The organism is Listeria swaminathanii, assembly GCF_014229645.1.
Lineage (GTDB): Bacteria > Bacillota > Bacilli > Lactobacillales > Listeriaceae > Listeria > Listeria swaminathanii.
Genome location: NZ_JAATOD010000001.1, coordinates 15205 through 37401 on the forward strand (window position 1 = coordinate 15205; position 22197 = coordinate 37401).

Below are 22197 nucleotides of genomic sequence, written 5' to 3' on the forward strand. Positions count from 1 at the left end.
TAATTTATGAAGAAGAAAACATCCCTCGCTTGTTCTGAGTGTGGTTCAAGAAACTATACGGTCAATGTTAGCGGGACGCAGAAAGAAACTCGTTTAGAAGTGAAGAAATTCTGCCGACACTGCAATAAACATACATTACATCGAGAAACAAAATAGACGATATGGAGGTTTTGGTATGTCTGCAATAGCAAGATTCTTTCGGAATGTTTCATCCGAAATGCACAAAGTTACGTGGCCAACTAGAAAAGAACTTTTAACATACACAGTAACAGTAGTTATTACAGTAGTTTTATTTGCTTTATTCTTTATGTTAATTGATTTCGGTATCGAACAAATTATTAAACTTATCGTGTAGTGCTAGGAATTTTATAAAGATAATGATATACTATTACTTGAGACAAAACCCGTACAACTTTCGGGTTTTTTATTTTGGATTATACTAAAAGGAGGATGGCGGCAAAATAGGATTGCTGCCAACTAAACAATGGAAAAAAATTGGTATGTAGTTCATACTTACTCCGGTTATGAAAATAAAGTCAAAGCAAACTTAGAAAAACGTGTAGAATCAATGGGCATGTCAGATAAAATCTTCCGCGTGATCGTACCGGAAGAAGAAGAAACAGAAGTAAAAAACGGTAAAACAAAAACAATCAAACGTAAAGTTTTCCCTGGTTATGTATTAGTAGAAATCGTTATGACAGACGATTCTTGGTACGTAGTTCGTAATACTCCAGGTGTTACAGGATTCGTTGGTTCAGCTGGTTCAGGCTCAAAACCAACACCATTACTTCCAGAAGAAGCAGACCGTATTCTTAAAAGCATGGGCATGGTTGAAAAACGTGCAGAAGCTGACTTTGAAATCGGTGAAACAGTTATGGTCAAAGAAGGACCATTCGCTGACTTCTCTGGTAAAGTGGACGAAATGGACAACGACAAAGGTAAAGCGAAAGTCATGGTTAACATGTTCGGACGTGAAACGCCAGTCGAAGTTGATTTCAACCAAATCGAAAAACTTTAAAACTTACAACCTCTACATTAATTGTGGAGGTTGTTTTGTTAGGGAGGCGACAAAATGGACAAAGCAAAGCAGATTTATTTGGAATTTAAGCGGGAAGCAGATTTTTTAGAGCTCGATTTCCCTTTATTTCTAGGTGATGGTCCGGGTTTCGGCGAACTTTGTATGGATTATAGTGAACAAAATGGCTACATGCTCTATGGTTATGAACGCGGCAAACGTAATAGCGAGTTTAACACCACGGATTTAGATGAGTTTAAATATGAAGTTTTTCTGCACATTTGCTGGTACATGGGAATGGAATTTGAACTGCGCCACCGAAAAGAAGATATGGAACGAGACGATAACATTTTAGAAGCAGACACGCGGAAAATCGCATTTGAAAAGACGCTACAACTACTAAAAACGGTAAATCCAGCGTGGGTCGATAAGGCTGCGCTTGGCTACACGGCCTATTTGAACTTATGGCGTACAAATAAAAATGTCTATTTCGATAAAGAAACGATGGAATTTAAAGTAAATCCATAAAAAATCTTGCAACTAAACTTTTAAAATGGTATCATATATAAGTACGTTTTTGACGTATGTTTTAACGTGGGAGGGGAAATATCAGCCCCAGTCAACCACATCACGGACTTAAGGAGGTATGTCTCGTGGCAAAAAAAGTGATTAAAGAAGTTAAACTTCAAATTCCAGCAGGTAAAGCAAATCCTGCACCTCCAGTTGGACCTGCATTAGGTCAAGCTGGCGTAAACATCATGGGATTCTGTAAAGAGTTTAATGCTCGCACAGCCGATCAAGCTGGTCTTATTATTCCTGTTGTGATCACTGTATTTGAAGACCGTTCGTTTACGTTCATCACTAAAACTCCACCAGCAGCTGTATTGCTTAAAAAAGCAGCTAAAGTGGAAAAAGGATCCGGTGAACCAAACAAAACAAAAGTTGCATCTGTAACTCGCGCTCAAGTACAGGAAATTGCTGAAACAAAAATGCCAGACCTTAACGCTGCAAATGTTGAATCTGCAATGCTAATGGTTGAAGGTACTGCACGTTCTATGGGTATCACTATCCAAGATTAATCGTGTGTTTCACAATTTGACAATTAAGGAGGAAAAGAAATGGCTAAAAAAGGCAAAAAGTATCAAGATGCTTTAAAACAAATTGATGCAAATAAAGTTTACACTGCAGAAGAAGCAGTTGAACTTGCTAAAAAAATTGACTTCGCTAAATTCGATGCAACTGTTGAAGTAGCATTCCGTCTTGGCGTTGACCCTAAAAAAGCGGACCAACAAATCCGTGGTGCTGTTGTACTACCAAACGGTACTGGTAAAACTCAACGCGTATTAGTATTCGCAAAAGGTGAAAAAGCTAAAGAAGCTGAGGCTGCTGGAGCTGATTACGTTGGTGAATCTGAATTCGTTGAAAAAATCAACCAAGGTTGGTTTGACTTTGACGTTATCGTTGCTACACCTGACATGATGGGTGAAGTTGGTAAATTAGGCCGTGTCCTTGGACCAAAAGGTTTAATGCCAAACCCTAAAACTGGTACAGTAACTATGGACGTAACTAAAGCAGTTAACGAAATTAAAGCTGGTAAAGTAGAATACCGTGTTGATAAAGCTGGTAATGTCCACGCTGCAATCGGTAAAGTATCTTTTGATGCTGCTAAACTAGTAGAAAACTTCCGTACTGTGAATGACGTTCTACAAAAAGCAAAACCTGCTGCTGCGAAAGGTACTTACGTGAAAAATCTTTCTGTAACTACTACTTTCGGACCTGGAATCCAAGTTGACCCAGCTAGCTTATAAAATTTAACTTGACCAGTCTCTTCTATTTTGATAAGATAGGCTAGTTGAAACAATCAAATATCCTTACCGTAGACAGTTGGTGCGTTTACCGCTTAAATTTTGCCACCCGAGGGATTTCTTTTGAAGTGTGCGTCCGCGTGCATTTTACAAAAACCTCTGACGTCTACGGTGTCAGAGGTTTTTTGTTGCTGATCAAACGGAACTTGTGTCTGTTTAATTAGATTTAATTGTTGGACGGAGGTGGAAAAATGAGTAAAGTTCTTGAAGCTAAACAAAGTGCAGTAGAAGAAATTAAAACAAAATTATCAGCTAGTGCGTCTACAGTAATTGTTGATTACCGCGGCTTAAACGTTGGCGAAATCACTGAATTACGTAAACAATTGCGTGATGCTGGTATTGAGTTTAAAGTTTACAAAAACTCACTAACTCGCCGTGCTGTTGAAGCTAACGGTTATGAAGGTTTAGAAGGAGCTCTAACTGGTCCTAACGCAATCGCATTCAGTAATGAAGACGTAGTTGCGCCTGCGAAAATCCTTAACGATTTCGCTAAAGATCACGAAGCACTAGAAATCAAAGCCGGTGTTATTGAAGGTAAAGTTGCTTCTCTTGAAGAAATTAAAGCACTTGCAACACTTCCATCACGCGAAGGATTGCTATCTATGCTTTGCAACGTACTTCAAGCTCCAGTTCGCGGTCTTGCTATCGCTACTAAAGCTGTTGCTGACCAAAAAGAAGGACAAGAAGCATAATCTGTTCTACCCAGGGGGAACCCTACAAACAAATCTCGGTTAAATCCGAAAAAATTATATTATTGGAGGAATTTCAAAATGGCTTTAAACATTGAAGAAATCATTGCTTCCGTAAAAGAAGCATCTGTATTAGAACTTAACGATTTAGTAAAAGCAATCGAAGAAGAATTTGGCGTAACTGCTGCTGCTCCTGTAGCTGTAGCTGCTGCTGGTGGCGGTGCTGCTGAGCAAACTGAATTCACTGTAGAATTATCTTCTGCTGGAGATTCTAAAATCAAAGTAATCAAAGTGGTTCGTGAAATCACTGGTCTTGGCTTAAAAGAAGCTAAAGAATTAGTTGACAACGCTCCTAAAGCTCTTAAAGAAGGCGTTGCTAAAGACGAAGCTGAAGAAATCAAAGCTAAACTTGAAGAAGTTGGCGCTAACGTAGAAGTTAAGTAATTAACTTAAAGACCTTAGATACTTGTTATCTAAGGTCTTTTTTTATTAAAATGTAAAAACGAATACAAAAGAGTGTGATTAGTCTTTCAGAAGGCTTTTTTTTATTGCTATTACATGCTAGTATTAGTAAGTGAATTAGTTTCCTGGAGGTTTAAATATGTCGATTAAAGCTATATCAAAATCTGAACTAGAAGTTATGAAAATCATTTGGGAATATGGAAGAGCGGTTCAGTACGCAGATGTTGCCGAGAAACTAAGTGAAAGAGAATTTTCATGGAAGAAAAATACAATTCTTACATTTTTAACTAGATTAGTGGAGAAAAACCTACTTCGCGTTAAGAAAATTGGTCGCAAAAATGAATATTATGCACTTGTGAGCGAAAACGAGTATTTAGAACAACAAACAGAAAGCTTTGTATCAGATATTTACGAAGGTGATGTAAAAGGGTTGATTACAAATTTGGTGCAGAATGATTTGATTTCTGCGGATGAACTAAATGATCTACAACAATTTTGGAAAAGGACGAAATCATCGGATGAATGAACTGCTTAAAATTGTTTTATCGATGGCATTAACTTCAGTTGTCTTAGTGTCGTTTGTCTGGATATTTGGAAAAGTATTCAGTCGTTATTTAAGTAAGGCTAAAATTTATTATGCGTGGTTGGCCGTTTTGTTCTTTTTAACGGTCCCTTTTGCGTTTCTCTTTTTTAAATTTGCGAAAAGTGGCGAGTTTATGTGGAGTAATAAAACGGGATTTGATGGAGTTACTTCCATTACGATGGATCAAAATGGAGTCATTTTAGAGCGTGATTTTAATATTGATTTTTGGATGACGGTGCTCGATTATTTATGGTTAGTTTGGTTAGTTGTATTTTTACTGATTTTTATTTATCGAATAGCATCTTATCGTAATTTTAAAAAATATGTTTTCTCTGGAGCGCGACATGTGGAGGATCTTGAGCGACTTGACATGTTAGCTGGGATTATCGATGAATTAAATATTAAGAAGCCGGTGGAGTTGCTGATTAATCCGCTCATTTCCTCACCAATTTTCTTGGGATTAAGTAAAAATGTGATAATTATACCGGATAAATTTTTTTTGGAAGAGGAATTGGAGTATATTTTCAGGCATGAGTTGATTCATTGTAAACGTAAAGATATGTATTATGTGTGGGGTGCGCAGTTTTTCACTTGTGTGTACTGGTTTAATCCGTTGATGTATCTGATGAATAAACGAATTCAAAAAGATCGCGAACTGGCATGTGATGAAGCGGTTTTAGCAACTTTGCCAAAAAATAAATATATCGGTTATGGTGATACGCTGCTTTCTTCACTTGTTAAATCAGGAAATTATAAAGAAGCGCATGTGGCTGTTTCGCTTCATGAAAATACTAAAGCACTAAAAGAAAGGCTCCATTTTGTCGCGAATTATCAGCATAAAGCTAAAAAAGGTAACCTGATTTTCGGCGTTTTCCTCATTGGATTGTGTAGTGTGGGAATTTTCTTTAGTGCGTTCCAGGCGGAAATATTTACGGTTGAAAAGGAAAAAGGGATTACAATTGAACGAAGAAACTAAGCTTCTCTCATTTTTTGGGAGGAGTTTTTTTATTTGCGCGATTGACTTTTAGGACTACAAGTTGTAGAATTAAAAAGCATAAAAGATTACTAAAAAGGTGGTAAAAATAAATGTTTGGTCGAAAAAAGGTTTCTTTACCAGAAGAATATCAACAATTTAATACGTTTCCAGCAGATAAAGAACGATTGCTTTGTATCGGAGCTTTCACTACAGAGTGTAAGCATAATGTGGAAACGAGATTAACAGGCTCGAATAAAATGCTAAAACTGTATTATCCGAAGAAACAAGGAGCGAAAGTCATGAAATATTGGTTGCCAATGTTTGGTATTAATGATGGAGCTTCTGCGGTAGGTGTTATTACTAACTGGATTGAAGCGAATAATTATTCAGGCATGGTTGCGGCACATACGACAAATAAAGTTGCTCGTATCGTCACCAAAGCTTCTCGTAAAAAAGGTCATGATGAAACTGCGCTTGTAGCAGCTGCTAACAAAGTTAAGACATATGGCGCATTTGATCTGGATCGCTTAGGTTATATTGTGCGCGTTTGTTTTTCTTTAGACTTGATCAGTGAAGAACAAGCATGGGGCTTTCTTGGTGAATTATGGGACGCTGCCGCACTTCATTTTGCTGACTGGGACGAGTACTTAGTTAGTTATTTAAATGGAGAAGAAGGTTTAGAAACAAACTGGTATAGCGAAGGCGTTGCAGCATACGTAGATTTGAAAGTGGATTCAACTAGCTTATTAAACAAATATCAACTAAAAAACTAAACAAAAAAGGGAGTACAACAATCAGATGAAAAAGTTTTTAAGTATTATCAGTATTGTAGTGTTAGCGTTACTTGTAACGGCTTGTGGAAGCGACTCAAGCAAAAAGACAAGTGAGAAAAAAGAAGAGAAAATGGAAACAGTAACTTACGTGGCGGATGTAGGCGGCGCTAAGTTGGAAGCGACATTTGCTCACGTTGGCGATAGTCTAAGAAAAGTAGACCAAAAAATGATTTACCCATTTGCGGCACTTGGATTAGAAGCTGGCGTTAAATTGGACGATGCTATGAAGAAGCAATTAGAGGAACAAGTTGCGTCTCAGTACTCTGGATATAAAGACAGTAAAGGTGCTTCAATTGAAACGAAATTCACTGACGAAGCGCTTGAACTAACAATGTCTATTGATTTATATAAAGCAGACAAGGCTTCCGTTAGTTCGCTACTTGGCGGAACAACAGATCCTAAAAAAGTTAGTCTAAAACAAACAGTAGAACAATTCGAAGCACAAGGATTTAAAAAGAAAGAATCTTAATTCTAAAAAACTATCATTGCGAACAGACTCTTATTTGTTAAGAGTCTGTTTTTTTATCGCTATTAGAGCTACTTTAGCGCTGGTTTTTATGCTAAAATAACTAGAGATATGAAAGGAAGGTGCGGTTCGTGACGAATAATCACTACTACACAAATGATGAAACGATTAAACATAACCGTAAAACATGGCAAGTGATGTTAAAAGGTTTTAATATGAATTTTACAAGTGATAATGGCGTGTTTTCAAAAAATACAGTTGATTTTGGCTCGAAACTATTAATAGAATCTTTTGCGCTAGAAGCGAAGTCGGGTAAAATTTTAGATGTAGGTTGTGGCTACGGTCCGATGGGGCTAACCGTAGCGAAAGAATTTCCGGACAGCCAAATTGAAATGGTGGATGTTAATTTGCGCGCGCTGGAACTTGCGAAAGAAAACGCTGAATTAAATAAAATTACCAATACACATATATACGAAAGCTCCGTTTATGACAACGTGAACGCGACTGATTACCAAGCGATTATTAGTAATCCGCCAATCCGTGCTGGGAAAAAGGTGGTTCATGCGATTTTAGAAGGCGCGTTTGACCATTTACAAACAAATGGAGAACTTTGGATTGTTATTCAAAAGAAACAAGGTGGCCCATCCGCTGAAAAGAAAATGGAAGAAGTTTTCGGAAACGTGGAAACAGTGGCGAGAGATAGAGGTTATTTCATTTTCAAAAGTGTTAAAAACTAAGTTGTATGAAGCGTGGAAACGTGTTAATATAGAACTACATTTTACTAAGAAAGGACTGAGGGATATGCTTCAAGTGAACAAAAATCTAGGAAAAAACAACCAATCAAGTAAGAAGATAATCGATATTTCTTTAACGTTCGCGCATATCAAACTCGCGTCTTTTCAAGGTTACGTTCGTTAAAAGTTACGTCCTTCAATCTTTCTTGATTGAGGGACTTTTTTTATACTTAAAAATAAAATTGAAAGAAGTGAGTCGAATGGCAGAGGGGCAACTAGGTAATTTAAACAGCTAGGAAGAGAGATGAGCTTATTCATTTCTCTATTAAACAGAAAATGAGGAATAGAAATGCTAACATTAAAAGGAAAATATAACGAAGCAAAAGTTTTTACAGATAACGTGGATGATAATACGATTGGGCAAATTATTACACTTTGCAATCAGTCGTTTACGAAGGATAGTAAGATTCGGATAATGCCGGACACGCATGGCGGTAAAGGTTGCGTGATTGGGACGACGATGACGATTGAAGATAAAATTGTTCCGAACTTGGTCGGGGTGGATATTGGTTGTGGTTTATATGTAGTAAAGTTGAAACCGGGCAAATTGAAAATGGATTTTGATAAGTTGGATAAGGTCATTCGCGAACGAGTTCCTTCGGGGAGTAAGACGCACGATCGGCCTGTTGATGATTTTAATTTAGATGGTGTAATTGCGCCGATTAACTATGGTTGGGCAGCGCGGAGTATAGGGACGCTTGGTGGTGGGAACCATTTTATTGAGGTGAACCAAGGCGTGGACGGGATTTATCTTGTGATCCATAGCGGGAGTCGAGTGCTGGGGAAGGAAATCGCGGAGTATCATCAAGAAGTAGCGTATAAAAAACTAGATATATTACGCAAAGAATTAAAAATCGGTGCGACTGATGCGAAAAAAAAGGGCGATTTAGAAATGGCTGCCCAATTAAACGATGAGCGAGAACTAGTGAAGCTGGATTACGATTTATCTTATCTAACGGGCTTGGAGTTAAAACAATATTTAAATGATATGGAAATTGCTCAAAAATTTGCAGCGCGCAATCGTTACGTTATGGCTCAAATAATTTTGAAAACAATGAAGTGGGATAAGGCGGTCGTTTCGGCGTTTGATTGCGTGCATAATTATATCGATATAGATAATCTTATGCTTAGAAAAGGCGCGACGTCTGCGCAACTTGGAGAACAAATCATCGTTCCGCTTAATATGCGTGATGGTAGTATTCTTGCAACTGGTAAAGGGAATGCTGATTGGAATTACTCGGCGCCGCACGGGGCGGGAAGAATGCTAAGTCGTTCCAAAGCAAAAGTGCAAATCAGTTTGGAAAGTTATCAAGCGGCAATGAAAGACGTTTGGACTACTTCGGTTTCGAAAAAAACAATTGATGAAGCGCCAAAAGCCTACAAATCAGCCAAACAACTGCTTGCTGATGTAGGAGATACGATGGAAATTCAAGAGATAATCAAACCTTTATACAATTTCAAAGCATAATGAAAAAGAAGCGGCAAATATTATAACATGCCGCTTCTTCTTTTTCTAGAAAAATATTTGACATAGGTCGAGAGATGTTGTATTATAGTATAATGCCAAAAGAATCTATACCGTTTTTTTGCGCTGCATTTTATTTCAAAATATGATGAAAAATGAAGCGTTTGCGCGGTTTTTGGTGCTATAAATAAACATGGATGTGGTTTTCAGAAATAATTGATGAAATCCGCTTTCTTTTTGTCTAAAGCAGCAATTTTTTCTTTTTGAAGTTCCACTTGATTTCCAACTAGGTTTTATCTGATTGCGACTATGCGAATCAGATGTACACGAGGTAGCAGGAAACTTTTGATGAACGATGTTTAAGCTGATGAAGAGGTATGGAAGTACTTGCTTTTGAACGATTAAACTTAAACATCGGGTGCGGGGGGTTCCACTGTTTTTGTGCCTAAAAGAGAAGTCGGTGTGCTTATAAATTTTTTAATTAATTTGAGGGGTGAATAGTTTGTCAGGACATTCAGGACATGATGTAAAATATGGACGGCATCGTACGCGTAGAAGTTTTGCGCGAATCAGTGAAGTACTTGAATTACCAAACTTAATTGAGATTCAAACAGCTTCTTACCAATGGTTCTTAGATGAAGGGCTACGTGAGATGTTCCGCGATATTTCGCCAATTGAGGATTTTGCGGGTAATTTATCTTTAGAATTCATTGATTACGATCTTGGAGAGCCGAAATATTCGGTAGAAGAATCTAAGAACCGTGATGCAAACTATGCGGCTCCACTGCGCGTGAAGTTGCGCCTAATCAACAAAGAAACCGGCGAAGTAAAAGACCAAGAAGTATTTATGGGTGATTTCCCACTAATGACTGAAATGGGTACGTTCATTATTAATGGGGCAGAACGTGTTATCGTTTCCCAATTAGTTCGTTCTCCAGGGGTTTACTTCAATGGAAAACTAGACAAAAATGGTAAAAAAGGCTTTGGTTCTACTGTCATCCCTAACCGTGGGGCTTGGCTTGAGTATGAAACAGATGCTAAAGACGTTGTACACGTTCGTATTGACCGTACACGTAAATTACCAGTAACTGTTTTACTTCGTGCACTAGGCTTTGGTTCCGATCAAGAAATTATTGACTTAATCGGGGACAATGACTACTTGCGCAACACGCTTGAAAAAGACAACACTGACAATGCTGAAAAAGCACTTCTAGAAATTTATGAAAGATTACGTCCGGGTGAACCCCCAACAGTTGATAACGCTAGAAGCTTACTAGTTTCTCGTTTCTTTGATCCAAAACGCTATGATCTTGCAAGCGTTGGACGTTATAAAATCAACAAAAAATTACATCTGAAAAACCGTCTATTCAACCAAACATTAGCAGAAACTTTAGTAGATCCAGAAACTGGTGAAATTATTGCTTCTAAAGGTGACATTTTGGATCGTCGTAATTTAGATCAAATTATTCCTAATTTAGAAAACGGTGTAGGTTTCCGTACACTTCGTCCAACTGATGGAGTTATGGAAGATAGCGTACTCGTTCAATCTATTAAAATCTACGCACCAAATGATGACGAAAAAGAAATCAATATCATTGGTAACGCGTATATCGAAGAAAACGTAAAACACATCACGCCTTCTGATATTATTTCATCCATTAGCTACTTCTTTAACTTGCTACATGGTGTTGGCGATACAGATGACATCGATCACCTAGGTAATCGTCGTCTTCGTTCTGTTGGTGAACTTTTACAAAACCAATTCCGTATCGGTTTATCTCGTATGGAACGTGTGGTTCGTGAACGTATGTCTATTCAAGATATGACTACAATTACACCACAACAATTGATTAATATTCGCCCAGTAGTTGCATCTATCAAAGAATTCTTTGGTAGCTCGCAGTTATCTCAGTTCATGGATCAAACAAATCCACTTGGCGAACTTACACATAAACGTCGTCTTTCAGCGCTTGGACCTGGTGGTTTGACGCGTGAACGTGCTGGTTATGAAGTACGTGACGTGCATTACTCTCACTATGGCCGTATGTGTCCGATTGAAACGCCAGAGGGACCAAACATTGGTTTGATTAACTCCCTTTCTTCTTTCGCAAAAGTAAATAAATTCGGCTTTATCGAAACACCTTACCGCCGCGTAGATCCTGAAACAAACCGTGTTACAGATAAAATTGATTATCTAACTGCGGATGAAGAGGATAATTACGTAGTAGCGCAAGCGAACTCGAAATTAGACGAACAAGGTACTTTCACAGAAGAAGAAGTTATGGCTCGTTTCCGTTCAGAAAACTTAGCGGTAGAAAAAGAACGTATTGACTACATGGATGTATCTCCTAAACAGGTTGTATCTGTTGCGACAGCATGTATTCCGTTCCTTGAAAACGATGATAGTAACCGTGCGCTAATGGGAGCGAACATGCAACGTCAAGCAGTTCCTCTTATGCACCCTGAAGCTCCATTTGTTGGAACAGGTATGGAACACGTATCTGCAAAAGACTCTGGTGCTGCTGTAACTGCCAAACATGACGGTATTGTAGAACACGTTGAAGCTCGCGAAATTTGGGTTCGTCGTGTATCTCTAGTGGATGGCAAAGAAGTAACTGGTGGAATCGATAAATATACTTTACGTAAATTTGTTCGTTCTAACCAAGGTACTTGTTATAACCAACGCCCAAACGTTGCAGAAGGTGACCGCGTTGTTAAAGGAGAAATCCTTGGTAACGGTCCATCAATGGATTCCGGTGAACTTGCACTTGGTCGTAACGTACTAGTTGCGTTCATGACTTGGGATGGTTATAACTACGAGGATGCGATCATCATGAGTGAACGTCTTGTAAAAGATGACGTTTATACTTCGATTCATATTGAAGAATTCGAATCAGAAGCTCGTGATACAAAACTCGGACCTGAAGAAATGACTCGTGATATTCCAAACGTTGGGGAAGACGCTTTACGTGATCTTGACGAACGTGGAATTATCCGTGTTGGTGCTGAAGTAAAAGACAACGACCTTCTAGTTGGTAAAGTAACACCAAAAGGAGTTACTGAATTAACTGCAGAAGAACGTTTACTACACGCTATCTTTGGTGAAAAAGCACGTGAAGTTCGTGATACTTCATTACGTGTACCTCATGGCGGCGGCGGAATCGTGCTTGACGTGAAGATCTTTACACGTGAAGCAGGCGACGAACTACCACCTGGTGTAAACCAATTAGTACGTGTTTATATTGTACAAAAACGTAAAATCCACGAAGGCGATAAAATGGCCGGACGTCATGGTAACAAAGGGGTTATCTCCCGTATTTTACCTGAAGAAGATATGCCATTTATGCCAGACGGAACACCTGTTGATATCATGCTTAACCCACTAGGGGTACCATCTCGTATGAATATCGGACAAGTACTTGAGCTACACTTAGGTATGGCTGCTCGTGCTTTAGGAATTCACGTTGCAACACCAGTATTTGATGGTGCGAATGAAGAAGACGTTTGGAGCACAGTGGAAGAAGCCGGTATGGCCCGCGATGCGAAAACAATTCTTTATGACGGACGTTCTGGTGAAGCATTCGATAACCGTATCTCTGTTGGTGTAATGTACATGATCAAACTTGCCCACATGGTTGATGATAAACTTCATGCGCGTTCAACTGGACCTTACTCTCTAGTAACGCAACAACCGCTTGGTGGTAAAGCACAATTTGGTGGACAACGTTTTGGGGAAATGGAAGTATGGGCACTTGAAGCATATGGTGCCGCTTATACACTTCAAGAAATCCTAACGATTAAATCCGATGACGTGGTTGGTCGTGTGAAAACTTACGAAGCGATTGTTAAAGGCGAAAGCGTTCCAGAACCTGGTGTGCCAGAATCCTTCAAAGTACTCATCAAAGAGCTTCAAAGTCTTGGAATGGACGTTAAAATGCTTTCCGCAGACGAAGAAGAAATCGAGATGCGTGACATGGATGATGACGACTTTACTAATCAAAATGATGCCTTCAATATCGTACAACCGGAAAATGCAGCCGCTGAAAAGACTGAGTAATTCGGTTCGATAATTGAGACTCCAAAACAATAAGAAACAATGATTTGTTTTTTGCAAAATATAAAATTAAGCGATCGCTAAGACTTTACCTGAAAAGTCGAGGAAGTGTGCGGGAAATCCTAAGCACTTCCTAAAAGCGAATGCTCCAAACTAATTTAGGAGGTTGGGCACTTGTTAGATGTTAATAATTTTGAGTATATGAAAATCGGTCTGGCATCTCCAGATAAAATTCGTTCATGGTCTCATGGTGAAGTAAAAAAACCTGAAACCATCAACTACAGAACGCTTAAACCTGAACGTGACGGCTTATTCTGTGAAAGAATTTTTGGACCAATGAAAGACTGGGAATGTTCTTGTGGTAAATACAAACGTGTTCGCTATAAAGGCGTAGTTTGTGACCGTTGTGGAGTAGAAGTAACGAAATCAAAAGTCCGTCGTGAACGTATGGGCCATATTGAACTCGCAGCTCCTGTTTCTCACATCTGGTACTTCAAAGGAATTCCAAGCCGTATGGGTCTTGTTATGGATATGTCCCCACGTGCATTAGAAGAAATTATCTACTTTGCATCCTACGTGGTTACAGAACCAGGCGATACTCCACTTGAAAAGAAACAACTTTTATCTGAACGTGAATACCGCGTTTATCGCGAAAAATATGGTAAAGGTTTCTCAGCTGGTATGGGCGCAGAAGCTATCAAAAAAATCTTAGCCGATATCGACTTAGAAAAAGAAACAAATGATTTAAAAGAAGAACTAAAATCTGCACAAGGCCAACGTCGTACTCGTGCGATTCGTCGCTTGGAAGTTATGGAAGCTTTCCGTAATTCCGGCAACAACCCAAGCTGGATGGTACTTGATGTGCTACCAGTTATCCCACCAGAAATTCGTCCAATGGTACAACTTGAAGGTGGCCGTTTTGCAACAAGTGATTTGAATGACTTATATCGTCGGGTAATCAACCGGAACAACCGTTTGAAACGCCTACTTGATTTAGGTGCACCAAACATTATCGTGCAAAATGAAAAACGGATGCTACAAGAAGCTGTCGATGCTCTAATCGATAACGGTCGTCGTGGTCGTCCAGTAACAGGTCCAGGTAACCGTCCGCTTAAATCCCTTTCTCACATGCTTAAAGGGAAACAAGGTCGTTTCCGTCAAAACTTACTAGGTAAACGTGTCGATTATTCTGGTCGTTCCGTTATCGTAGTTGGACCTAACTTAAAAATGTACCAATGTGGTCTTCCAAAAGAAATGGCGCTTGAATTATTCAAACCATTTGTTATGAAAGAACTAGTTGGACGCGGCTTAGCACACAACATTAAGAGTGCTAAACGTAAAATCGAACGTATGGCTCCAGAAATCTGGGACGTATTAGAAGAAGTTATTCGTGAACATCCGGTATTACTTAACCGGGCGCCTACGCTTCACAGACTTGGTATCCAAGCATTTGAACCAACTCTAGTTGAAGGTCGCGCAATCCGTCTTCACCCTCTTGTATGTACAGCTTACAACGCTGACTTTGATGGTGACCAAATGGCGGTTCACGTTCCTTTATCCGCAGAAGCACAAGCAGAAGCACGTATTTTAATGCTTGCAGCTCAAAATATTTTGAACCCTAAAGATGGTAAACCAGTTGTAACACCTTCCCAAGATATGGTGCTAGGTAACTACTACCTTACTTTAGAACGTGAAAAAGCTGTCGGCGAAGGTACTATCTTCAAAGATATCAATGAAGCACAACTTGCGTATCAAAATGGCTATGTACACTTACACTCTCGTATTGCTGTATTTGCTGGTTCGATTCCAAATGAACGTTTCACTGATGAACAACGCAATCAATTATTAATTACGACTGTTGGTAAATTGATTTTCAACACAATCTTACCAAAATCGTTCCCTTATATTAATGAACCAACGAAATTCAACCTAGAAATCGAAACACCAGCTAAATATTTCGTTGATACAACAACTGATGTTCGTGCTCATATTGCGGCACAAGAACTAATCGACCCATTCAAGAAGAAAATTCTCGGTAACATTATCGCAGAAGTCTTCAAGAAATTCCATATTACCGAAACTTCAAAAATGCTTGACCGTATGAAAGATCTTGGTTTCAAAATCTCGACTAAGGCCGGCATGACAGTAGGTATTGCGGATATCTTAACACTTGAAGAAAAACATGAAATTCTTGAAAAAGCACATGATACAGTTGAAAAAATCACTAAATCATTCCGTCGTGGTTTGATTACAGATGATGAAAGATACGAACGCGTTATCGCTGTATGGAATGCTGCCAAAGATGAAATCCAAGGAAAACTGATCTTGAGTTTGGATCGCTTAAACCCAATCTTCATGATGCAAGATTCCGGAGCTCGTGGTAACATTTCCAACTTTACACAGCTTGCTGGTATGCGTGGACTGATGGCTGACCCATCCGGACGTATCGTAGAATTACCGATTACATCTAACTTCCGTGAAGGTTTAACGGTCTTAGAGTACTTCATTTCTACCCATGGTGCGCGTAAAGGTCTTACCGATACAGCCCTTAAAACAGCCGATTCCGGTTACCTTACTCGTCGTCTTGTTGACGTGGCTCAAGATGTTATCATTCGTGAAGACGATTGTGGCACTGACCGCGGTCTTACAATTAAGGCTATTCGTGAAGGTACTGAAATCATCGAACCACTTGAAGAACGTCTGGAAGGTCGTTATTCTCGTAAAACAATTCGTCACCCAGAAACAAAAGAAGTTATTGCACGTGAAAATGACTTAATTACAGAAGCAATTGCAACTCAAATCGTTGACGCTGGAATTGAAGAAGTAACTATTCGTTCTGCATTCACATGTAATACTAAACACGGCGTATGTAAAAAATGTTATGGTAAAAACTTGGCAACTGGTACAGAAGTCGAAGTTGGAGAAGCAGTTGGTATCATCGCTGCCCAATCTATCGGGGAACCAGGAACTCAGCTTACTATGCGTACTTTCCATACAGGTGGGGTTGCCGGAGACGATATCACGCAAGGTCTTCCACGTATTCAAGAAATCTTTGAAGCACGTAATCCGAAAGGGCAAGCTATCATCACTGAAGTTGGCGGTGAAGTTGTTTCTATCGAAGAAGGTCGTGATCGTCAACAAGAAATCACTATCCAAGGTACAGATGACCGCCGTTCTTACAACATTCCTTACACTGCTCGCTTACGTGTAGAAGAAGGAACTATTGTTGAACGTGGGGAAGCTCTAACTGAAGGTTCTGTGGATCCTAAAGCCTTGATTCGTGTTCGTGACGTATTATCCGTTCAAGAATATCTACTTGCAGAAGTACAAAAAGTTTACCGTATGCAAGGGGTAGAAATTGGCGATAAACACGTTGAAGTAATGGTTCGTCAAATGTTACGTAAAATCCGCGTAATGGATACTGGTGATACAAACATCTTACCAGGTACATTAATGGATATTCATACGTTTACAGAAGCCAACCGTGAAGCTATCTTAAGTGGTAGCCAACCAGCAACAGGTCGTCCAGTTCTTCTAGGGATTACAAAAGCTTCCCTTGAAACTGATTCCTTCTTGTCTGCCGCATCATTCCAAGAAACAACTCGTGTCTTGACAGATGCTGCAATCAAAGGTAAACGTGACGAACTTCTAGGACTTAAAGAAAATGTTATCCTAGGTAAACTTGTTCCAGCTGGTACAGGTATTGGTCGTTACCGCAAACTGAAATCCGAAGTTATCAAGGAAACAGCTGAAGTAACTGACGAAATCACAAATATTTAATCTTACAAAGCTAAGTGTGCCGTTCGCGTACACTTGGCTTTTTTTGTTATACTCATATAAAAAGGAGTGAAGTGATTTGATTACACATGTTATTTGGGATATGGGCGAAACATTAAATACTGTACCAAATACCAGATACGACCATCATCCTCTCGATACGTACCCAGAAGTAGTGTTACGGAAAGACGCCAAAGAAACGCTCGAAAAAGTAAAACAACTCGGATTCAAACAAGCCATTCTAAGCAACACCGCAACTAGCGATACCGAAGTAATAAAACGCGTTCTAACTAATTTCGGCATCATCGATTATTTTGACTTCATTTACGCCTCCAATTCCGAACTCCAACCAGGAAAAATGGAAAAGCCAGATAAAACCATTTTCGATTTCACGCTAAACAAACTTCAAATTGATAAAACAGAAGCAGTAATGGTCGGAAATACATTTGAAAGTGATATTATTGGCGCAAATCGTGCGGGTATCCATGCGATTTGGCTGCAAAACCCAGAAGTCTGCCTTCAAGATGAGCGCCAGCCCCTTGTCGCACCGCCATTTGTTATACCAGTTTGGGACCTAGCCGATGTTCCTGAAGCCCTTTTATTATTAAATAAAGTTTCTACTTGACCTGTAATGCATTACACAAAGTAAACTTAAAAAGTAGAAGAAATTAGCCGGAAGGGGCGAACGAAATGACTGAAGTGAAAAAACAATTTCCAAAAGGATTTTTATGGGGTGGAGCAACTGCTGCGAACCAAGTTGAAGGCGCTTACGATGTAGATGGTAAAGGCCTTTCCACAGCAGATATGGTCAAATTCATTCCGAAAGAAGAACGCACGAGAGACCTTGAACTAGATGTATCTAAAGCAGAAATCGAAGCAATTATCGCAGGGAAAGTAGAAGGAAGATTCCCTAAACGTGATGGCGTTGATTTTTATCACCACTATAAAGAAGACATCGCATTATTTGCCGAAATGGGCTTTAAAACGTTCCGCCTATCACTAAACTGGGCACGTATTTTCCCGAACGGTGATGACAAAGAGCCGAATGAAAAAGGCCTTGAATTTTATGATAAAGTGTTTGATGAATTATTAAAATATGACATCGAGCCACTTGTGACACTTTCTCACTATGAAACGCCACTAAATCTTACTTTAAAATATAATGGTTGGGCTGATCGTCGCGTTATCGGATTTTTCACGAATTACGCAGAAACAGTTTTCAAACGTTATAAAAACAAAGTGAAATATTGGCTAACTTTTAACGAAATCAATGTTATTTCACTTAGCGCATACACTGGTGGTGGCGTACTTTTAGAAGACGCGAAAAACCCACTTGAACTTTCTTACCAAGCAGGACATCATCAATTCGTAGCCAGCGCACTTGCAACAAAATTGGCGCATGAAATTATTCCAGGCTCACAAGTTGGCTGTATGTTAGCTCGTATGGCGACATATCCTGCGACTAATAATCCAGATGATATCCTAAAAGCACAATACGAAAACCAACAAAACCTATTTTTCACAGACGTACATGCTCGCGGTGAATATCCAAGCTTCATGAACCGTTTCTTCCAAGAGAACGACATTCACATCGTAAAAGAAGTTGGCGACGACGAAATCTTGAAAGCACACACAGTTGATTTCATCTCATTCAGCTACTATATGTCCCTATCCGCAACAGCTAGCCCAGAAGGCGACCGCTCAGCCGGAAACTTAATGGGCGGCGTGAAAAACGAATACCTTGAGTCTTCCGATTGGGGTTGGCAAATTGACCCGAAAGGCTTACGCTGGACACTAAATGACTTATATAGCCGCTACGAATTACCACTTTTCATCGTAGAAAATGGCTTAGGTGCGTATGATACAGTAGAAGAAGACGGCAAAATCCATGATGACTACCGAATCGACTACTTGCGCAAACACATCGAACAAATGAAAGAAGCAATTGCTGACGGCGTAGATTTAATTGGTTACACAAGCTGGGGCCCAATCGACCTAGTAAGTGCCTCCACAAGCGAAATGTCCAAACGCTACGGCTTCATCTACGTAGACCAAGACGACTGGGGCAAAGGAACATTAGAACGCTCCCGCAAAGACTCATTCTTCTGGTATAAAAAAGTAATTGAAACAAATGGTGAAGATTTAGATTAATAGATAGAATGCAGTCCCGCTTTGGCGGGGCTGTTTTTAAATCTAAAAATTTAACTAGTTTACAAATTTTTAGAACAATTAGAAAATATTTGTTTTATTCTTAAAATATTATTGTATCAGTTGCTACGCTATGCTATAATTCGGCGAAAGAGCTTAATAATACAGCATAGAGAGGCGACATAGGAATGAAAGCACAAATAAAATCAAAATTCCATTTAGTGATGTTAATTGTTATTGTTTTATTAGCAACGAGCCTTACTTTTTCGATTGCAAAAACTATATATAGGCTTGATCCTGCAGCGGAAAAAACCATGAATGATTATAACGTGGAGCTTTTGGATGTGTTTGAAAATTATGCAACATACTTTGATGCAGTAATGACAGAAAAAGAAATAAAAAAAAGATTTCAAGAACCAAATTATCTCACGCCGAACGAACTAATAGAACTGAGTGACAAACCGTATGTAGAAGAATTATATGTGGTAGATCAAAATTATTTAACCAACTTAGTAGAGGATTTTTCGAAGATGGAAGTATTAGCACTTCCAGAAATAATATCAAGTTCTCCCAATTATGAAACTGCTTTTGTTGTTGCTAAAAGTAACTTAATCAAAGGACGTTTGCCTAAAGATAATAAAAATGAAGTTGCTCCATCGATAAAGCAACTAGAAAAGTTTTATCATATTGACGCAGATGAAGAAAATGTAATGGGCAAACAAATAGATATCAAAGGTAATTTATATAAAATTGTCGGAATAGTGGACTCTCCTGTAGCGGCAATGTCATTTTCAGATGAAACGCAACAATATGGGACAGTAAAAGTAGGCCTTAATAGCTCAGAGAAGTTAAATGAAATCGTATCAAATGCGGACAATCCTAGAATCAGTAACATTTTTATCAACACATCAACAAAAAAACCACTAGAATTGTTGGAATATCTAGAAGTACATGGGCCAAGTTATCAATATGCTTCTAATTACATAGATGAAATTCTCCAGAAGAATTTATATTTGGATATAGTAATGAATGTAATTCCGGGTGCTATCACTTTTATCACTCTTGCAGTTTTAGTAATCTTTGTTTTTGGCAGAAAACCATATATTGCAAAAATGGCTGATTTAGAGAAAAAGCCAAGGAAAAGCTACTATCTAATCATGGCTTTAGATTTTGCGGCAGTTTTACCAATCTGCATATTAATACAACTCTCCATTGTAAAAAGTAGTTATGGGATGTTGTTACTATTTATTTCATTGATAATTTTATTCATATATTTATCGCAAGTTCTTTATTGGTTCAACCATTGGGCGAAAAAACAGTTAAACAACAAATAATGTTGTTTAACTGTTTTTTTATACAAATTACCACAAGAAAACAAGTAAATAAAAAAATTCGCATAATCGTCACACTTTAGCTATGGAAGAGTCTGGTGCTAGAAAAATCGTGGCATATCTTCTGTTATAATTCTAGTAATTAATCAAAGACTAGTAATATTTTTCACGCCAAGCCGACCTAGATAGCATAATTTTAAGGTGTGCTTAAAAATGAATAGTCTACTTAGTTAAATTTAAGGAGACGATAAAATGATAAAAAAACAATCTTCGTTACTACGCATTTTGTTCGTAGTAACAGCTATCTTGGGTATTAGTTTATGGGTTAACATGAGTCAAGGCTTGGAAGTTCAGGCGGAGAGTATTGCCGAGCCGACGCCAATTAACAAAATCTTCACGGATCCAGCATTAGCTGACGAGGTGAAGGCGGAACTTGGAAAAACTAGTGTCGCTGATGAAGTTACGCAAACAGATTTGAATCAGATAACTAGACTTGAGGCAGACGGCAAGGGAATAAGTTCAATAGAAGGAATACAATATTTAACTAATTTGAACATGTTAGGTTTGACCGACAATCAGATTACTAATCTTGCACCTCTTGCACATCTTACTAATTTAGAGTCTTTATATTTAGGTGAAAATAAAATTAGTGATGTGACGCCACTTTCAGGATTGACACAGTTAACATTCGTACAACTTTCTATTAATCAAATAAAAGATGTAACCCCACTTGCTAAGCTAACGAATTTAAATTATTTAGATTTACGGGAAAATCAAATCAGTGATGCAAGCCCATTAGGTAATATGATGGAACTAACCACATTGAAACTTGATAAACAACAAATAACAGTTGCTCCAATCCTATACCAGTCTAATTTAGTTGCACCCGATATTTTGAAAAATGTATTTGGGGAAGTAGTAGCACCAACGACGATTAGTAATAACGGCACATTCGCTAGTCCGAATATTACTTGGAATCTAGATAGTTATACTGGCGAAGTAAGTTATGATTTTAATCAAACAGTTACACTTGGCGCTAACGGAAAGGTTACTTTTGCGGGGACGGTAGTTCAGCCGATTACAGATGCGTACGTTACTACTTTTGATATTAATGGAGTGACAACAACGGAGCAGGTAGCGGTAAATACATTAGTAACTGAACCAACTACACCGACAGAACAAGGTTATACTTTTGACGGTTGGTACGATGCGAAAACTGGCGGGAATGAGTGGGATTTCGCAGCAGACAAAATGCCAGCAGCGAATATGACACTATACGCGCACTTCACGATAAACAGCTATACAGCAAACTTCGATATTGATGGAAAAACAACGAGTCAAACAGTGAATTATCAAGCCTTACTACAAGAACCAACTACTCCAACAAAAGAAGGTTACACATTCACAGGATGGTATGACGCAAAAACTGGCGGAACTAAGTGGGATTTTGCAACAGGTAAAATGCCAGCAGCGAATATGACTTTATATGCTAGATTTACTAAGGACCCTAGCTCAGATACGATTACAATTACACCCGGAAAAGATGATAAAGGCGACAAATCAAATGCAGCAAGTAAAGCAAACAATAGTGAAAATACTAAGCTTCCAAAAACAGGTGACAATTCGAGTATGATTCCTACAATTTTAGGGACATTGTTCATCGGATCAGCATTGCTAGTCTTACGAAAAAACACTAGTAACCTTTAAAAAAAGTAGATTTGGCTTCTATTTTCTATAGG

Annotated in this window: 20 protein-coding genes and 1 other annotated feature; all 20 genes read left to right on the forward strand. The window is 38.7% G+C overall.

Going from position 1 to position 22197, the window contains the following annotated elements; all coding sequences use genetic code 11:
• Positions 1-6 precede the first annotated feature (6 nt).
• The 20 genes from rpmG (at position 7) to HCX62_RS00185 (ending at position 22165) form a co-directional block, all read left to right on the forward strand.
• Positions 7-156 (forward strand): 50S ribosomal protein L33, encoded by a 150-nt coding sequence (rpmG, locus tag HCX62_RS00090; protein ID WP_003728079.1) that lies wholly within the window; start codon positions 7-9, stop codon positions 154-156.
• A gap of 19 nt (positions 157-175) precedes the next feature.
• Complete coding sequence (secE, locus tag HCX62_RS00095) at positions 176-355, forward strand: preprotein translocase subunit SecE (RefSeq protein WP_003726895.1); 180 nt, start codon at positions 176-178, stop codon at positions 353-355.
• Between the two features lie 129 nt (positions 356-484).
• Positions 485-1018 (forward strand): transcription termination/antitermination protein NusG, encoded by a 534-nt coding sequence (nusG, locus tag HCX62_RS00100; protein WP_003726896.1) that lies wholly within the window; start codon positions 485-487, stop codon positions 1016-1018.
• A gap of 54 nt (positions 1019-1072) precedes the next feature.
• On the forward strand, positions 1073-1543 hold the full coding sequence (locus HCX62_RS00105; protein ID WP_185636573.1) for an Imm63 family immunity protein: 471 nt from the start codon (positions 1073-1075) through the stop codon (positions 1541-1543).
• Positions 1544-1668: 125 nt separating this feature from the next.
• Entirely contained in the window at positions 1669-2094 is a 426-nt protein-coding gene (gene rplK, locus HCX62_RS00110; protein WP_003718336.1) for a 50S ribosomal protein L11, read from the forward strand.
• Between the two features lie 39 nt (positions 2095-2133).
• Complete coding sequence (gene rplA, locus HCX62_RS00115; RefSeq protein ID WP_003718337.1) at positions 2134-2823, forward strand: 50S ribosomal protein L1; 690 nt, start codon at positions 2134-2136, stop codon at positions 2821-2823.
• Positions 2824-2871: 48 nt separating this feature from the next.
• Positions 2872-3016, forward strand: a sequence feature (ribosomal protein L10 leader region).
• 55 nt (positions 3017-3071) lie between these two features.
• Complete coding sequence (gene rplJ / locus HCX62_RS00120) at positions 3072-3572, forward strand: 50S ribosomal protein L10 (RefSeq protein WP_003723030.1); 501 nt, start codon at positions 3072-3074, stop codon at positions 3570-3572.
• A 78-nt stretch (positions 3573-3650) separates the two neighbouring features.
• A complete protein-coding gene (gene rplL / locus HCX62_RS00125; RefSeq protein WP_185558531.1) occupies positions 3651-4013 on the forward strand; it encodes a 50S ribosomal protein L7/L12 in 363 nt (120 codons plus the stop codon).
• Between the two features lie 157 nt (positions 4014-4170).
• A complete protein-coding gene (locus HCX62_RS00130) occupies positions 4171-4557 on the forward strand; it encodes a BlaI/MecI/CopY family transcriptional regulator (RefSeq protein ID WP_185636574.1) in 387 nt (128 codons plus the stop codon).
• On the forward strand, positions 4550-5590 hold the full coding sequence (locus HCX62_RS00135; protein WP_185636575.1) for a M56 family metallopeptidase: 1041 nt from the start codon (positions 4550-4552) through the stop codon (positions 5588-5590). Before HCX62_RS00130 ends, HCX62_RS00135 begins: the two co-directional genes overlap by 8 nt.
• A gap of 110 nt (positions 5591-5700) precedes the next feature.
• Positions 5701-6363, forward strand: coding sequence for a DUF1266 domain-containing protein (locus HCX62_RS00140; protein ID WP_185636576.1), 663 nt, complete (start codon positions 5701-5703; stop codon positions 6361-6363).
• Between the two features lie 25 nt (positions 6364-6388).
• Positions 6389-6892: a DUF1307 domain-containing protein gene (locus tag HCX62_RS00145; RefSeq protein ID WP_185636577.1), complete on the forward strand. Its 504-nt coding sequence runs from the start codon at positions 6389-6391 to the stop codon at positions 6890-6892.
• Between the two features lie 128 nt (positions 6893-7020).
• Entirely contained in the window at positions 7021-7626 is a 606-nt protein-coding gene (locus HCX62_RS00150) for a class I SAM-dependent methyltransferase (protein ID WP_185636578.1), read from the forward strand.
• A 346-nt stretch (positions 7627-7972) separates the two neighbouring features.
• The gene (locus HCX62_RS00155) at positions 7973-9151 is read left to right on the forward strand and encodes an RtcB family protein (protein ID WP_185636579.1); all 1179 of its coding nucleotides are present in this window, start codon (positions 7973-7975) and stop codon (positions 9149-9151) included.
• 499 nt (positions 9152-9650) lie between these two features.
• Complete coding sequence (rpoB, locus tag HCX62_RS00160) at positions 9651-13205, forward strand: DNA-directed RNA polymerase subunit beta (RefSeq protein WP_003729181.1); 3555 nt, start codon at positions 9651-9653, stop codon at positions 13203-13205.
• 171 nt (positions 13206-13376) lie between these two features.
• Positions 13377-16982 carry a DNA-directed RNA polymerase subunit beta' gene (rpoC, locus tag HCX62_RS00165; protein ID WP_003732839.1) on the forward strand — a complete coding sequence of 1202 codons (3606 nt, stop codon included), beginning with the start codon at positions 13377-13379 and terminating at the stop codon, positions 16980-16982.
• A 76-nt stretch (positions 16983-17058) separates the two neighbouring features.
• Positions 17059-17604 carry an HAD family hydrolase gene (locus tag HCX62_RS00170; protein WP_185636580.1) on the forward strand — a complete coding sequence of 182 codons (546 nt, stop codon included), beginning with the start codon at positions 17059-17061 and terminating at the stop codon, positions 17602-17604.
• 65 nt (positions 17605-17669) lie between these two features.
• The gene (locus HCX62_RS00175) at positions 17670-19130 is read left to right on the forward strand and encodes a glycoside hydrolase family 1 protein (RefSeq protein WP_039387205.1); all 1461 of its coding nucleotides are present in this window, start codon (positions 17670-17672) and stop codon (positions 19128-19130) included.
• Between the two features lie 185 nt (positions 19131-19315).
• The gene (locus HCX62_RS00180) at positions 19316-20461 is read left to right on the forward strand and encodes a hypothetical protein (protein ID WP_185636581.1); all 1146 of its coding nucleotides are present in this window, start codon (positions 19316-19318) and stop codon (positions 20459-20461) included.
• Between the two features lie 249 nt (positions 20462-20710).
• Positions 20711-22165, forward strand: coding sequence for an InlB B-repeat-containing protein (locus HCX62_RS00185; RefSeq protein WP_185636582.1), 1455 nt, complete (start codon positions 20711-20713; stop codon positions 22163-22165).
• Positions 22166-22197: the final 32 nt, after the last annotated feature.

Excerpts from the sequence above, each read along its gene's own strand:
- HCX62_RS00130 (WP_185636574.1), top strand. The coding sequence starts at position 4,171 with ATGTCGATTAAAGCTATATCAAAATCTGAACTAGAAGTTATGAAAATC.
- HCX62_RS00185 (WP_185636582.1), top strand. The coding sequence starts at position 20,711 with ATGATAAAAAAACAATCTTCGTTACTACGCATTTTGTTCGTAGTAACA.
- HCX62_RS00145 (WP_185636577.1), top strand. The coding sequence starts at position 6,389 with ATGAAAAAGTTTTTAAGTATTATCAGTATTGTAGTGTTAGCGTTACTT.
- HCX62_RS00155 (WP_185636579.1), top strand. The coding sequence starts at position 7,973 with ATGCTAACATTAAAAGGAAAATATAACGAAGCAAAAGTTTTTACAGAT.
- secE (WP_003726895.1), top strand. The coding sequence starts at position 176 with ATGTCTGCAATAGCAAGATTCTTTCGGAATGTTTCATCCGAAATGCAC.
- rplL (WP_185558531.1), top strand. The coding sequence starts at position 3,651 with ATGGCTTTAAACATTGAAGAAATCATTGCTTCCGTAAAAGAAGCATCT.
- rpmG (WP_003728079.1), top strand. The coding sequence starts at position 7 with ATGAAGAAGAAAACATCCCTCGCTTGTTCTGAGTGTGGTTCAAGAAAC.
- HCX62_RS00105 (WP_185636573.1), top strand. The coding sequence starts at position 1,073 with ATGGACAAAGCAAAGCAGATTTATTTGGAATTTAAGCGGGAAGCAGAT.
- HCX62_RS00135 (WP_185636575.1), top strand. The coding sequence starts at position 4,550 with ATGAATGAACTGCTTAAAATTGTTTTATCGATGGCATTAACTTCAGTT.
- HCX62_RS00180 (WP_185636581.1), top strand. The coding sequence starts at position 19,316 with ATGAAAGCACAAATAAAATCAAAATTCCATTTAGTGATGTTAATTGTT.
- nusG (WP_003726896.1), top strand. The coding sequence starts at position 485 with ATGGAAAAAAATTGGTATGTAGTTCATACTTACTCCGGTTATGAAAAT.
- rplA (WP_003718337.1), top strand. The coding sequence starts at position 2,134 with ATGGCTAAAAAAGGCAAAAAGTATCAAGATGCTTTAAAACAAATTGAT.
- rplJ (WP_003723030.1), top strand. The coding sequence starts at position 3,072 with ATGAGTAAAGTTCTTGAAGCTAAACAAAGTGCAGTAGAAGAAATTAAA.
- HCX62_RS00140 (WP_185636576.1), top strand. The coding sequence starts at position 5,701 with ATGTTTGGTCGAAAAAAGGTTTCTTTACCAGAAGAATATCAACAATTT.
- HCX62_RS00175 (WP_039387205.1), top strand. The coding sequence starts at position 17,670 with ATGACTGAAGTGAAAAAACAATTTCCAAAAGGATTTTTATGGGGTGGA.